Origin of the sequence: Spirillospora sp. NPDC048911 (assembly GCF_043198015.1) — a bacterium.
Classification (GTDB): Bacteria; Actinomycetota; Actinomycetes; order Streptosporangiales; family Streptosporangiaceae; genus Spirillospora.
In genome coordinates this window covers 533,637-547,637 of the sequence record NZ_JBICUD010000006.1, presented here as the reverse complement: position 1 = coordinate 547,637, position 14,001 = coordinate 533,637, and the positions used below count along the sequence as shown (strand labels likewise).

Here is a 14,001-nt window from a genome sequence, read left to right as displayed (position 1 = left end):
CCCACCCTTTGCACGGACAAGCTTCGCTTCCGTCTCTAGGAGCACACGCAGTTGACCGCCGCGACCGCCGAAAAGGCCACTGACGATCCGCACGGCTACTCCGCCCGGCACCTCTCGGTGCTGGAGGGGCTCGAGGCCGTACGCAAGCGACCCGGCATGTACATCGGGTCGACCGACAGCCGGGGACTCGCGCACTGTCTCTGGGAGATCGTCGACAACTGCGTCGACGAGGCGCTCGCCGGTTTCTGCACCCATATCGGCGTGACGATGCACGCCGACGGCTCGTTCGAGGTCGTCGACAACGGCCGTGGCATCCCGGTCGACATCGAGCCCAAGACCGGCCTGGCGGGCGTCGAGGTCGTCATGACCCGGCTGCACGCGGGCGGCAAGTTCGGCGGCGTGTCCTACACCGCGTCCGGCGGCCTGCACGGCGTCGGCGCGTCCGTCGTCAACGCCCTGTCCGCCCGCGTCGACGTCGAGGTGGACCGTGCCGGTGCCACCCACGCGATCAGCTTCAAGCGCGGCCTGCCCGGCGAGTTCGCCACGCCCGGACCCGAGGGCCGGTTCAAGAAGAAGTCCGGCATGCGCACGATCCGCAAGGTCGCCAAGAAGACCACCGGCACCCGCGTGCGCTTCTGGCCCGACCTGCAGATCTTCCTCAAGGACGCCACGGTCGAGCAGTCCCTCGTCCTCGACCGGATGCGGCAGACCGCGTTCCTCATCCCCGGCCTGACCATCGACGTCCGCGACGAGCGCGGCGAGGAGGTCGTCGAGGAGACGTTCCGCTTCGACGGCGGCATCGGCGAGTTCTGCTCCTACCTGGCCAAGGACGCCGAGATCATCGACGTGCTGCGGCTGCAGGGCCGCGGCCACTTCACCGAGACCGTGCCCGTCCTCGACGACCAGGGCCACCTCACGCCCACCGACGTCGAGCGCGACCTCGAGGTCGACGTCGCGCTCCGCTGGGGCACCGGCTACGACACCGTCACCAAGTCGTTCGTCAACGTGATCGCCACGCCCAAGGGCGGCACCCACGTGCAGGGCTTCGACCGGGCGCTGGTCAGGGTGCTCAACGAGCAGCTGCGCGCCACCAAGCTGCTCAAGAACGGCGACGAGAACGTCATCAAGGAGGACATCCTCGAGGGCCTCACCGCCGTCGTCACCGTCCGCCTGCCCGAGCCGCAGTTCGAGGGTCAGACCAAGGAGATCCTCGGCACCTCCGCCGCCACCCGCATCGTGCAGCAGGTGGTCGCCCGCGAGCTCAAGGCGATCTTCGACAACCCGGCGCGCGGCCGCAAGCAGCCGCTCCGCGCCGTCCTCGAGAAGGTCGTCGGCGCCGCCAAGACCCGCATCGCGGCCCGCACCCAGCGCGACAACCAGCGCCGCAAGAACGCGCTGGAGAACTCCGCGCTCCCGGCCAAGCTGGTCGACTGCCGCACCGCCGACGACCGCAGCGAGCTGTTCATCGTCGAGGGCGACTCGGCCCTGGGCACCGCCAAGCTGGCCCGCAACTCCGAGTTCCAGGCCCTGCTGCCCATCCGCGGCAAGATCCTGAACGTGCAGAAGGCGTCCGTCGCCGACATGCTCAAGAACGCCGAGTGCGCGGCCATCATCCAGGTCATCGGCGCGGGCTCCGGCCGCACCTTCGACATCGACGCCGCGCGTTACGGCCGCATCATCCTCATGGCCGACGCCGACGTCGACGGCAGCCACATCCGGACCCTGCTGCTGACGCTGCTCCACCGCTACATGCGGCCGATGCTGGAGGCCGGCCGGGTCTTCGCCGCCGTGCCGCCGCTGCACCGCATCGAGCTGCTCAAGCCCAAGAAGGGCCAGGACAAGTACGTCTACTGCTACAGCGACGGCGAGCTGCGCAAGAAGCTGGTGGAGTTCGAGCGCAAGGGCCAGCGGTGGAAGGAGCCGGTCCAGCGCTACAAGGGCCTCGGTGAGATGGACGCCGACCAGCTGGCCGAGACCACCATGGACCCGCAGCACCGCATCCTGCGCCGTATCCGCATCGAGGACGCCGAAGAGGCCGGAAAGATCTTCGAGCTGCTGATGGGCAGCGAGGTGGCCCCGCGCCGCGAGTTCATCACCGCCGGCGCCGCCGAGCTCGACATCGAACGCATCGACACCTGATCGTCTCGGCTTGATCGTCCCGGCCTGCCGGCAAATCTTACGAGGTTCGTACGGCAGGCCGCCTTTCCGGTTCGGGACGCCTCCGGCGACTTAACGTCGGGGCATGAACGTCCTGCTCACCGGCTCCGCCGGGTTCATCGGCTCCCACATCGCCGACGCGCTGACCGCCGCCGGGCACACCGTCCGCGGCCTTGATCCGCGGACGGACGGCGAGCCCGCCGACGTGCGCGACGCCCCGGCGGTGGCCCGCGCGCTCCAGGGCGTCGACGCGGTCTGCCACCAGGCGGCGATGGTCGGCCTCGGCGTCGATGTCTTCGACCTGCCCGCCTACGTCTCCGTCAACGCGCACGGCACCGCCGTCCTCCTGGCCGAGATGGCACGGGCGGGAGTGGGCGCGCTCGTGGTCGCCTCCTCGATGGTGGTGTACGGCGAGGGTGCCTACTCCTGCGCACGGCACGGGGCGGTACGTCCCGGACCGCGCGGCGAAGAGGCCCTTCGCGCGGGCAGGTTCGAGCCTGGCTGCCCCCGCTGCGGCGATCCGCTGGCGCCCGGAACCGTCGGCGAGGACACGGTGCTCGACCCGCGGAACGTCTACGCCGACACCAAGGTCGCGCAGGAACATCTGGCCACGTCCTGGGCCCGGATGACCGGAGGCTCGGTGGCGGCGCTGCGCTACCACAACGTCTACGGGCCGCGGATGCCGCTCGACACCCCGTACGCGGGGGTCGCCGCGCTCTTCCGGTCCCGGCTGGAGCGCGGCGAGCCGCCGCTGGTCTTCGAGGACGGCGGGCAGCGGCGCGACTTCGTCCACGTGCGCGATGTCGCCCGCGCCAACGTGCTGGCCCTCGAACAGGTGGTCGCGGGAGCCACGGGGGAGTTCCGCGCGTACAACATCGCCAGCGGCGAACCGCGCACGATCACCGGCATGGCCGAGGCGCTGGCCGCGGCCTACGGCGGCCCGGCGCCGCGGGTGACCGGGGGATACCGGATCGGGGACGTGCGGCACATCGTGGCCTCGTCCGAACGCGCCCGGCGCGAGCTCGGCTTCGCGCCGGAGGTGTCGTTCGACGACGGGATGGCGGAGTTCGCCGCGTGCGGGGCGGCGGCATGATCGACGTGGTGCTGCCCTGCCTCAACGAGGCCGAGGCGCTGCCGTGGGTGCTGTCCCGGATGCCGGCGGGGTTCCGGCCGATCGTGGTCGACAACGCCTCCACCGACGGCTCCGCGCAGGTCGCACGCGACCACGGCGCCGAGGTCGTGGCCGCCCCGCAGCGCGGCTTCGGCGCGGCGTGCCATGCCGGGCTGCTCGCCGCGACGGCCGAGGTGGTGTGCGTCATGGACGCCGACGCCTCGCTCGATCCGGGTGAGCTTCCGAGGCTCGTCACCGAACTGGAGGCGGGCTCCCGTTCGGAGGCAGGCGCCCGTTCGGACGCGGGCGTCGGGCCGAAGCTCGTCCTGGGGCGGCGGTGCCCCGCCGGGCGCGGGGCCTGGCCGCCGCACGCGCGACTCGGCAACGCCGTGCTGGCCCGCTCGCTCAACCGGCGCGCGGGCACCCGGCTGCGCGACCTGGGGCCGATGCGGGCCGCCCGCCGCGCCGACCTGCTGGCCCTGGATCTTCGTGACCGGCGATTCGGCTACCCGCTGGAGATGGTGCTGCGGGCCGCCGAGGAGGGCTGGCGGGTCGTCGAGCTGGACGTTCCCTACCTGCCGCGCCGTGGCAGGTCGAAGGTCACCGGAACGGTCGGCGGCACGGTCCGGGCCGTCCGCGACATGCGCCGCGTGCTCGTCGAGGTCGCCTCATGAACGTCGCGGATGTCACCTTCGTCGTGATCGCCAAGGAACCCGTCCCCGGCCGGGTGAAGACGCGCCTCACACCCGCGTACACGCCCGAACAGGCGGCCGAGCTGGCCGAGGCCTCCCTCACCGACACCCTCACCACCGTCGTCTCGGTGCCCGCCGCCGACCGGGTGCTCGCCCTGGACGGAAACCCCGGGCCGTGGCTGCCGCCTGGCTTCCGCGTGCTCCCGCAGCGTGGCGACGGGCTGGACGAACGGCTCGCTGCCGCCTTCGACGACGCCTGGACCGGGCGCCCGCTCGTCCTGATCGGCATGGACACCCCGCAGGTCACCCCGGCCGTGCTCGAACGGGCCGCGGCCGCGCTCGGCACGCACGACGCGGTCTTCGGCCCGGCCGAGGACGGCGGCTTCTGGCTGCTCGGCCTGGCCCGGCCCGATCCCGCGCTGCTCGCCGGCGTGCCGATGTCACGGCCCTACACCGGGCAGGTCCAGCTGCACCGGTTGCGGGTGATGCACCTCCGGGTGGCGTTCCTGCCACGGCTGACCGACGTCGACACCGCGACGGACGCCGGCGCGGTGGCGGCCGCCGCCCCGAACGGCCGGTTCGCGGCCGCCGTCCGGCGGATGCGGCCAGGGCGGGCGCGGCAAGAGCCGTCGCGGCAGGAGCCGGACGAGTGGGCGCGGGAAGGGCTGGTCGTCCGGACATGATCGGTGAACTGTACGAACGGGCCCTGGTGGGCGCGCACCGGGTCGAGATCGAGGACGCCGCGGGCGGGCGGCGCCCGCTGCCGGTCGGCGACTGGCTGGCGCTGCGGTCCGGGGACGCCGGGCTGCTCGACCGGTGCGCCGGGCCGACGCTGGACGTCGGCTCCGGCCCCGGGCGGCTGACCGTGGCGCTGACCGAACGCGGCCTTCTCGCGCTCGGCATCGACATCGCGCCGCACGCGGTCGCGCTGACCGTGGCGTCGGGCGGGCCCGCACTCCGCCGTAACGTGTTCGACCAGGTGCCGGGAGCCGGTCTGTGGCAGACGATCCTGCTGGCCGACGGCAACATCGGCATCGGCGGCGACCCGGTCGCGCTGCTGCGCCGGGCGGGCGAACTGCTCGGCCCGGACGGACGGATCCTCGCCGAGGTGACCGCCCCCGGTACCCGTTCGCACACCGAACAGGTCCGGCTCCGTGCGGCCCACAGGGTCGGGGAGTGGTTCGCCTGGGCCCGGGTGTCGGCCGATGACGTCGGCGTGTTCGCGGCGACCTGTGGGGCCGCGGTGGCCGAGCGGTGGGAGGAGGCCGGCCGATGGTTCGTCAGCCTGCGGTTCTAGACCGGCTCGGCGGCCGCTTGGGTAACGGCTTCAGCAGCCGCCTGCACGATGAGCGCACGGCGTCGTGGCTGGGCATCTGGCTCGGGGTGAGCTTCGGCGTCGCCTTCGTGACGGGCCTGATCAGCCATTTCATGCAGCAGCCGCCCGACTGGCTGCGCTGGCCGTCCCGTCCGGTGAACCTCTACCGGGTGACGCAGGGCCTCCACGTCATCGGCGGCCTCGCCACGATCCCGTTGCTGCTGGCCAAGTTGTGGACCGTCTACCCCGAGCTGCTCCAGTGGCCGCCGCTCAGGTCGGCCGGGCACGCGGTGGAGCGGGGGCTCGTCTTCCTGCTCGTCGCCGCCGCCCTCTTCCAGCTGGTCACCGGCGTGCTCAACATCGCCTACTGGTACGCGTTCCCTTTCTTCTTCACCGTCGCCCACTACTGGACGGCCTACATCCTGATCGGCGCCCTGATCATCCACGGGGTGAACGAGTGGGCCAAGGTGCGGCGCACGGTGATGAAGCGGCCCGAGGACGGGGTGGACCGGCGTGCCTTCCTGTTCACGGTGGCCGCCGCGTCGGGCGCGGTGGTGCTCACCACGGTCGGGGAGACGTTCTCGCCGCTGGCCCGGCTCGCGGTGCTCGCCCCGCGCCGTCCGGGCATCGGGCCCGCGGGGCTGCCGGTCAACAAGTCGGCGCTGGCCGCGGGCGTCACCACGACGGCCCGCAAGCCGGACTGGACGCTGACCGTCACCGGGCGCGTCGAGCGCGAGCTCACCTTCTCGTTGGCGGAGCTGCGCGCCCTGCCGCAGCACACCGAACGCCTGCCGATCGCGTGCGTCGAAGGCTGGAGCGCGTCGGGCGACTGGAGCGGCGTGCGGCTGCGGGAGCTCCTGCGGATGGCGGGCGCCGCCGCCGACGCGCGGGTACGGGTCGAATCCCTGGAACGCGGCGGCCCGTACCGCACCTCGTGGCTCGACCCACCGCACTGCCGGGACCCGCTGACCCTGCTCGCCCTGGATCTGAACGGCGCGCCGCTCGACCTGGACCACGGCCATCCGTGCAGGCTGATCGCGCCCAACCGGCCCGGCGTGCTCCAGACCAAGTGGCTCCACACGGTGGTGGTCACGTGAAGGGCGGTGGTCACGTGAAAGGCCGGATCACCCTGTACGCCGTGGGCGGGGCGCTGATCCTGCTCGGTCTGCGCGGGATCCTGACCGAGTCGAAGCCACGCGAATGGATGGTGTGGTTCGCGGGTCCGGTGCTGGTTCACGACTTCGTCCTCGTGCCCGCCGTTCTCCTGGCCGGCGCGCTCACCGCGTGGTTGCCCGTCGCCTGCCGCCGTCCGGTGCGGGCGGGACTCATGGTCGCCGGGGCGCTCACCTTGGTGGCACTGCCGATGATGCTCAGCACCGGCCGTCGTCCGGACAATCCGTCGATCCTGCCGCTTTCGTACGGGCGCTCCCTGGCCGTCCTGCTGGCCCTCGCCGCGGCCCTCACGGTCGGCTGGCTGCTCCGGAAACGGACACAGAAATGATCACTCGTACCGCGCCGTCCCTCCAGGCCCGGCCCATACGGCGAACGGGCCGGGGTGGCCGCGTGGCCGTGGCGCTCTGGGTGCTCCTCATCGCGGCGGCCTTCCTTGTCGGGCATCTCCTGCGGCGTGCCGGTCTGGCCACCGAGGACGAGCTTCCGCCGTTGCACGCGGAGGCCCGGGGCGAACCGCACACCTGGCAGCTCGTCCCGGCGATCGCCACCGCCGCGCTGTACGTGGCGGTGCTGCCCGTGCTCGTCCGGCGCCTGAGCTGGCGGCCGCTGCTCCTGGCGGCCTGGGCGGCGACCCTGGTGTGGACGGTCGTGCTCGCGCTGAGCGACGGCCTCGACCACCTCGCCAAGCCGCTCGACGCCCCGACCGAGTACCCCGCCGGGCTGGACGCCGTACGGGCCGACCCGCTCGGCTGGCTTCGCACGTTCACCGACCGGCTGGGCGGCTATCCGACCCACGTCCGCGGCCATCCGCCCCTCCCGACGCTGGTCTTCTGGGCGCTCGACGCCGCCGGGCTGCGCGGCACGACCTGGGCCGCCGTCGTGATCATCCTGGTCGGCACGTCCGCGATCGTCGCCATAGCGCTGACCGTGCGCCTGCTCGCCGGAGAGGAACTCGCCCGGCGTGCGCTGCCGTTCCTCGTCCTGGCCCCGCTGGTGCTCTGGATCGCGACCGCCATGGACGCGTTCTTCCTCGGGGTCGGAGCATGGGGGACCGTCCTCGTCGCGCTCGCCGCCAGACGGAACCGTGCCCTGGCCGCGCTCGGCGGGGGACTGCTGCTCGGCTCGCTGCCGTATCTGAGCTATGGGCTCCTCCCGCTGTTCGCGATCCCGGCGGCCGCGCTGATCGCCGCCCGCCCGAACGCGCGCGTCGTCGTGGCGCTGCTGTGCGGCTGCGCCATCGTGCCGGTGGCGTTCACGCTGGGCGGGTTCTGGTGGCCGGACGGGGTGGCGGCGACGTTCGAGACCTACCGGATCAGCCGGGGTTCGGCGATGCGCTCCTACTGGTACTTCCTGGTCGCCGACTTCGCTGTCCTAGGGCTGCTCGTCGGCCCGGCCGTCGCGCACGCGCTTCCCGCCGCGCTGGCGCCGATCGGCCGCGCCGCACGCGACCGTGCGCTCCCGCCTGCCCCGTCCTTGCTGGTGGGTGCGGCGCTGCTGGGGACCGTGGCCCTGGCCGTCGCGGGGGTGACCAGGGGCGAGGTCGAACGCATCTGGGTGCCGTACGCCGCCTGGATCATGGTCGCCGCCGCCCGTCACACCCCTCCGTCGCGAGGCTGGCTGGCCGCTCAGGCGGTCACCGCCCTGCTGGTGCAGTCGCTGGTCCTCTCCGAGTGGTGACGGCCCTCCTTCGCCGATAAGTGATCGATAGCTGGGTAGGTGGTGGTCCAGGGCCTGGGACGAGGAGGCGTGCATGACCGAGACGGCGATCGATCCGCGGGAGACCGAGGGCGGGCTCAAGCGCGTGATCGGGCGCAGGGTGCTCATGTTGTTCGTGGTCGGGGACATCCTCGGCGCGGGCATCTACGCGCTGGTCGGGCAGGTCGCGGGCAAGGTCGGCGGGGCCGTCTGGCTGCCGTTCCTGGCGGCCTTCGTGCTCGCGGCGCTGACCGCGACCGCGTACGCGGAACTGGTCGGCAAGTACCCCCAGGCCGCCGGGGCCGCCCTCTACACCAACAAGGCGTTCGGCATCCCGTTCGTGACGTTCATCGTGGCGTTCGCGGTGATGATGAGCGGGATCACCTCGGCGAGCGCGGCGGCACGGGCGTTCGGCGGGAAGTATCTGGCGGAGTTCGTCTCGCTGCCGACGCTGGTGGGGGCGCTGTTCTTCCTCGGGCTGGTGGCGATCGTCAACTTCGCCGGGATCTCCGAGTCGATCAAGGTCAATGTGGTGCTGACGCTGATCGAGGTCTCCGGGCTGCTGGTGATCATGGTGATCGGGGTGTTCGCGCTGATCAGCGGGGACGGCGAGCCGAGCCGGGCACTGGACTTCCATCCGGCGAACGGGGCGTTCCTGGGCGTGCTCGGCGGCACGGCGCTGGCGTTCTACGCGCTGCTGGGCTTCGAGGACTCGGTCAACCTGGCCGAGGAGGCCAAGGAGCCGGCGAAGGACTTCCCCCGGGCGCTGTTCGGCGGGCTGGCCATCACCGTGGTGATCTACATCGCGGTCGCGTTCACGGCGACGATGCTGGTCGACACCAAGACGTTGCAGACCTCGACGGGCCCGCTGCTGGAGGTCGTGAAGGTCGCCGGGCTGAGCTTCCCGCCGAAGTTGTTCGCCCTGATCGCGCTGCTGGCGGTCGGGAACACCGCGCTGATCAACATGATCATGGCGTCGCGGCTGGTGTACGGGATGGCGCGGGAACGGATCGTGCCGCCGGTGTTCGCGGTGACGCACCCGACGCGGGCGACGCCGTGGGCGGCCATCGTGTTCACCATGGCGCTGGCGGTGATCCTGGTGAGCACCGGTGACATCGGCGGGCTCGCCGACACGACGGTGCTGTTGCTGTTGTTCGTCTTCGCACTGGTGAACGTGTGCGTGCTGGTGCTGCGCAAGGACACCGTCGAGCACGACCATTTCCGCGCGCCGACCTGGATGCCCGCGGTGGGCGCGGTGAGCTGCCTGATCCTCACGCTGCCCGTCACCGGGCGGGACGGCGAGGTCTACCTGCGGGCCGCGATCCTGATCGGGATCGGCGTGCTGCTGTGGTTCGTCAACCTTGGCGTCACCCGCAAGGGTGAACCTAGTACCACCCCAAGTCGGTCATAGGGGTTACCGACCCGACCCCCGCCCTCACGGGACCGTAGTGATCACGGTTTCCGGGAGGGGTGGCGATGGATCTGCAGGACGCGGGGGCGGCGGTCCAGGAGTGGCTGTCGCTGCCGCCCATCGCGGTCGCGCTCACCGGATGGCGGCTGTGCGGGTACGTGACGACGGTCGAGGAGGGGCTCGGCGGGGTGCAGCGGCACGATGCCTGGGCTGTTCTGGTGGCGTTGCTGTGGTTCGTCCCGTGGGACCGGGTGGTGCGAGAGGCGGCGCTGGGGTGCCTGGCGGTCTGGCCCGCGAGCGAACGGGTGCTGCTGGCCACCGGCTTGATCGTCGCGGCGCCGGGAGCGGCCGGGCAGGATGACCCGGTGGCGCCGTTCACTTCTGTCTCCCGCGACGCACCGGCCCCTCGTATTCGGCAGAATGCTGGCTCGTGCGCGTACTTCGGGGGATCACCAACTGGATGCTGCTCGCGGTGCTGCCCGTCCTCCTGCTCGCCGGATGCTCGTTCGAGAACGACGGCGTCCAGCCCGGCGGCGGGGGAGCGGGCGGCGGCGGTACGGGCCGGCCGGCCATCGCGGCCTCGCCCAAGGCCGCCGACACCGTGGCGGAGAACGCGCTGCCGGGCACACCGGACTGGAAGCTGCGCAAGCGCGGCCAGGCGGACGAGATCGAGGGCTACGCGGATCGGGTGAGCGTGCTGCCCGGTGAGAGCTTCCAGCTGTTCGTCTCGACGACGACCAGGGGCTTCAAGGTCGAGGCGTTCCGGGTCGGCTGGTACGGCGGGGCCCAGGCGCGCAAGCTCTGGGAGTCGCCCCGCCAGCCCGGCGTCCGCCAGGCCTACCCGAAGGTGAACAACGAGAACTACACGGTGACCGCGCCGTGGAAGCCGTCCCTCACGGTCACCACCAAGGACTGGCCAGAGGGCGTCTACCTGCTGCGGCTCAGCGCCGACTCGGGCGCCCAGCGGTTCGTGCCGATGACACTGCGTTCCGCGCAGACCGCCGGACGGCTCGTCATCCTCAACGCCACCACCACCTGGCAGGCGTACAACCTGTGGGGCGGCCACAACCTCTACAACGGGCCCAGCGGATACGGCGACCGGGCACGCGCGGTCAGCTTCGACCGGCCCTACGACAAGGACGGCACCGGCAAGTTCATGGGCTACGAGCACCCGGCGATCGTCCTCGCGGAGAAGACCGGCAAGCAGCTGGCGTACGCGACGGACAACGATCTGCACGCGAATCCGGACCTGCTCAAGGGAGCGCGGGGGCTGGTCACGCTCGGGCACGACGAGTACTGGTCGACCAACATGCGCACGAACGTCACCAAGGCCCGCGACAGCGGGGTCAACATCGCGTTCCTCGGCGCCAACGCGGTCAACCGGCACATCCGTTTCAGCCCGACCAAGCTCGGCCCGGACCGCCTGGTGACCTGCTACAAGGACTCCTCCGAGGACCCCGTCGCCAAGACCGACCCGAAGGAGTCGACGCAGGACTGGCGGCTGCCGCCCGCGCCGCGGCCCGAGAGCGACCTCATCGGGATCATGTACAACTGCTTCCCGGCGGCCGGGTCGTTCACCGTCCACCGCCCCGGCGGCTGGCTCTTCCGCGGCACCGGCGTGCGCGAGGGCACGGCCTTCCCCGGGCTGATCGGCCCGGAGACCGACGCGATCAACCCGGCCGGCCCGACGCCGCGTCCCATCGAGGTGCTGGCCCATTCGCCGATCGACTGCGGGGGCGTCCCCAAGACCGCGGACGCCACGTACTACACCACCAAGAGCGGCTCCGGCGTCGTCGCGACCGGCACCATGCGCTGGGTCTGCGCGATGCGCGGGCCCAAGTGCGGGCACGGCGTCACCGAGGCGGGCCGGCGCTTCGTGACGAAGGCGACCGAGAACCTGCTGCTGGCCATGGCCGCCGGGCCCCTCGGCGCCACCTATCCCGTCAAGGACAACCTGCGCGAGTTCACCGGCTGACGAGGCCCTCCACCCCCGGGTGGAGGAGGCCAAGTCCAGCCCCGCGCCGATCCTCCGGAGGGGTCGTTCTCCCTACCGTTCTGGGCATGGATCAGATTCAGACCGGCCTCCTGGTCGCCGTGCTCGTCGCCTACGTCCTTTACCGTCAGCTCAGGACCCGTCCGATGTGCTCGGAGAAGGCCTACCTGCTCCCGGCGGTCCTCGTCGGCGCCGGGCTGCTCCAGGGCGGCCTTCTCGACACGGCGCATCCGCTGGTGAGCGCGCTGCTGCTGGCCGCCGGGCTGGTCTCGGCCCTGGGGCTGGGCGCCGTGCGGGCGACGACGGTGCGCGTCTGGCGCGACGAACACGGTGTGCTGTGGCGGCGGGGCACCGCGTGGACGGTGGTCATCTGGCTCGCGTCGATCGCCGTGCGGGCAGGGCTCATCGCCACCGGATACGCGCTCGGCGTGCACGGCGAGGCCGGCGGCCTGCTGCTCTTCCTCGGCCTGACCCTCCTCGTCCAGAACGTGGTCGTCGGCTGGCGAGCCCGCGAGATCACCGGTACCCCATCGGTTAGCGTCGTCGCGTGAGGTCCGACAGGTTCCGCCCCCACCCCGGCTGGTTCCGCTGGCTGGTCATCGCCGCGGCGCTGAGCTGGGGGCTCGTGGCGTACGTCCGCGACCTGCTCCAGTCGAAGCCCAAGCCCGCGCTGGCGGGCGAGGGCCTGCTGCTGGTCGTGCTGAACGTCGTCGCCCTGGTCTGCCTGAGCGCGGGCATCTGGCTCACCCGCTCGCACCGGGAGCGCCGCGAGTCGCGGGCGCTGTGGGAGCCGCGTGAGCCCAGCGCGGTGCGGGAGCCGTGGGCACGGTGGTCGCACCGGCGGCGGACGGGGGGCGTCCTGCTGCTGGTCTCGATAGGCGCCTCGCTGTGGTTGTACGGGCTGTCCTCCCGCGAGAACGGAGGCTTCGTCTTCGCTCTGGTCGCCCTCTGGGTGCTGCTCAACCTCCTGCCGATCGGCTGGGGGGCCGCGCTGACGGTGGTCACCGTGGCGGCGGTGGGCCTGATCGGGTGGGACGTCTTCACCGCCGGGTCGGACTTCGGGCTCATGGCGGCGTTCGCCGGAGTGGCGCTGGGAGCGCTGGCCACCCGCCAGCGCGTGCTCGCGCAGGAGGCGACCAAGCGGGCGGAGGCCGACACGCTGCTCCTGGCCGAGCGGTCGCACATCGCCCGCGAGATCCACGACATCCTGGCGCACTCGCTGTCCGCGCAGATCGTCCACCTGGAGGGGGCGCGGCTGCTGCTGGCGCGCGACGGCGACCGCGTCCAGGCGCTGGACCGGGTCGAACGCGCGCAGGGGCTGGCCCGCTCTGGGCTGGAGGAGACCCGGCGCGCGCTGGCCACTTTGCGCGGGGACGCGCCGCAGCCCGAGGAGGCGCTGGCGGAGCTGGCCGAGGAGTTCCGGGCCAGTACGGGCCGTCCCTGCGAGACCGAGGTGGCGGGGACGCCGCACGAACTGTCGCCGCAGGCGGGGCTGGCCGTGATCCGCACGGCGCAGGAGGCGCTGACGAACGTCCGCAAGCACGCGCCGGGTGCCCGCGTCCGGGTGCGCCTCGCCTATCTCGACGGGCAGGTGGAGTTGGAGGTCGTCGACACGGGCGGCACCGAGCCGGCCCTCGCCGCCGATCTGGGCGGCGGCTACGGCCTGGTGGGGATGCGTGAGCGAGCCGAGCTGATCGGTGGGACCCTGGACACCGGTCCGGATGGGGAGGGATTCCGAGTGTCGCTGAGAGTGCCCGTATGAGCGCCGCCAAGACCCGCGTGCTGGTCGTCGACGACCAGACGGTGGTCCGTGAGGGGCTGCTCCTGCTGCTGGACCTGCTGCCGGAGATCGAGGTGGTCGGCTCCGCGGCCGACGGCGAGCAGGCGGTGGCCAGGGTGGCCGAGCTGGCGCCCGAGGTCGTGCTCATGGATCTGCGGATGCCCCGGGTGGACGGCGTTGAGGCGACCCGGCGGATCAAGGCCGCGCATCCCGAGGTGGAGATCGTCGTGCTCACCACCTACGCCGACGACGAGTCCATCTTCGCCGCGCTGCGCGCCGGGGCCCGCGGCTACCTGACCAAGGACGCGGGGGGCGAGCAGATCGCCGCCGCCGTCGAGACCGTGCGCAACGGCTCGTCCCTGCTCGATCCCGCCGTCCAGCGCCGGCTGGTCGAGGCCGTCGCGTCGGGCGAGCCGGCGGGCGAGCGGGCCGGCGAGAAGCAGCGCCGGCACGGCGACCTGCCCGACGGCCTCACCCGCCGTGAGGGCGAGGTTCTCGCACTGATCGCGCAGGGCAGGTCCAACGCCGAGATCGCCGGCGACCTCTTCATCACCGAGGCCACCGTCAAGACGCACATCAACAACCTCTTCGCCAAGGCGGGTCTGCGGGATCGCGCTCAGGCCGTCACCTACGCCTTCCGCCACGGATTGGCCGGTGGAGAGCGCGGTTGAGAG

General features: G+C 72.2%; 13 protein-coding genes. All 13 read left to right on the top strand.

Annotated elements, in window-relative coordinates; genetic code table 11:
* The first annotated feature begins 51 nt into the window (after positions 1-51).
* The gene (locus ACGFNU_RS28980; protein WP_392598585.1) at positions 52-2,139 is read left to right on the top strand and encodes a type IIA DNA topoisomerase subunit B; all 2,088 of its coding nucleotides are present in this window, start codon (positions 52-54) and stop codon (positions 2,137-2,139) included.
* Positions 2,140-2,242: 103 nt separating this feature from the next.
* Positions 2,243-3,250: an NAD-dependent epimerase/dehydratase family protein gene (locus ACGFNU_RS28975; RefSeq protein WP_392598583.1), complete on the top strand. Its 1,008-nt coding sequence runs from the start codon at positions 2,243-2,245 to the stop codon at positions 3,248-3,250.
* Positions 3,247-3,942, top strand: a complete 696-nt coding sequence (locus ACGFNU_RS28970; RefSeq protein ID WP_392598582.1) for a glycosyltransferase family 2 protein — start codon at positions 3,247-3,249, stop codon at positions 3,940-3,942. The genes ACGFNU_RS28975 and ACGFNU_RS28970 overlap by 4 nt, the downstream gene beginning before the upstream one ends.
* Positions 3,939-4,643 (top strand): TIGR04282 family arsenosugar biosynthesis glycosyltransferase, encoded by a 705-nt coding sequence (locus ACGFNU_RS28965; RefSeq protein ID WP_392598580.1) that lies wholly within the window; start codon positions 3,939-3,941, stop codon positions 4,641-4,643. The genes ACGFNU_RS28970 and ACGFNU_RS28965 overlap by 4 nt, the downstream gene beginning before the upstream one ends.
* Positions 4,640-5,257 (top strand): SAM-dependent methyltransferase, encoded by a 618-nt coding sequence (locus ACGFNU_RS28960; RefSeq protein WP_392598578.1) that lies wholly within the window; start codon positions 4,640-4,642, stop codon positions 5,255-5,257. The genes ACGFNU_RS28965 and ACGFNU_RS28960 overlap by 4 nt, the downstream gene beginning before the upstream one ends.
* Positions 5,233-6,372 carry a molybdopterin-dependent oxidoreductase gene (locus ACGFNU_RS28955; protein ID WP_392598576.1) on the top strand — a complete coding sequence of 380 codons (1,140 nt, stop codon included), beginning with the start codon at positions 5,233-5,235 and terminating at the stop codon, positions 6,370-6,372. Before ACGFNU_RS28960 ends, ACGFNU_RS28955 begins: the two co-directional genes overlap by 25 nt.
* Before the next feature lie 14 nt (positions 6,373-6,386).
* Positions 6,387-6,776, top strand: coding sequence for a hypothetical protein (locus ACGFNU_RS28950; RefSeq protein ID WP_392598574.1), 390 nt, complete (start codon positions 6,387-6,389; stop codon positions 6,774-6,776).
* Positions 6,773-8,125, top strand: coding sequence for a hypothetical protein (locus ACGFNU_RS28945; RefSeq protein WP_392598573.1), 1,353 nt, complete (start codon positions 6,773-6,775; stop codon positions 8,123-8,125). The genes ACGFNU_RS28950 and ACGFNU_RS28945 overlap by 4 nt, the downstream gene beginning before the upstream one ends.
* Positions 8,126-8,198: 73 nt before the next feature.
* Positions 8,199-9,554 (top strand): APC family permease, encoded by a 1,356-nt coding sequence (locus tag ACGFNU_RS28940; protein WP_392598571.1) that lies wholly within the window; start codon positions 8,199-8,201, stop codon positions 9,552-9,554.
* Between the two features lie 430 nt (positions 9,555-9,984).
* A complete protein-coding gene (locus ACGFNU_RS28935; protein WP_392598570.1) occupies positions 9,985-11,529 on the top strand; it encodes a N,N-dimethylformamidase beta subunit family domain-containing protein in 1,545 nt (514 codons plus the stop codon).
* An 86-nt stretch (positions 11,530-11,615) separates the two neighbouring features.
* Positions 11,616-12,098, top strand: a complete 483-nt coding sequence (locus ACGFNU_RS28930) for a hypothetical protein (RefSeq protein ID WP_392598568.1) — start codon at positions 11,616-11,618, stop codon at positions 12,096-12,098.
* Entirely contained in the window at positions 12,095-13,309 is a 1,215-nt protein-coding gene (locus ACGFNU_RS28925) for a sensor histidine kinase (protein ID WP_392598566.1), read from the top strand. Before ACGFNU_RS28930 ends, ACGFNU_RS28925 begins: the two co-directional genes overlap by 4 nt.
* A complete protein-coding gene (locus ACGFNU_RS28920; protein ID WP_392598564.1) occupies positions 13,306-13,998 on the top strand; it encodes a response regulator in 693 nt (230 codons plus the stop codon). Before ACGFNU_RS28925 ends, ACGFNU_RS28920 begins: the two co-directional genes overlap by 4 nt.
* Positions 13,999-14,001 lie beyond the last annotated feature (3 nt).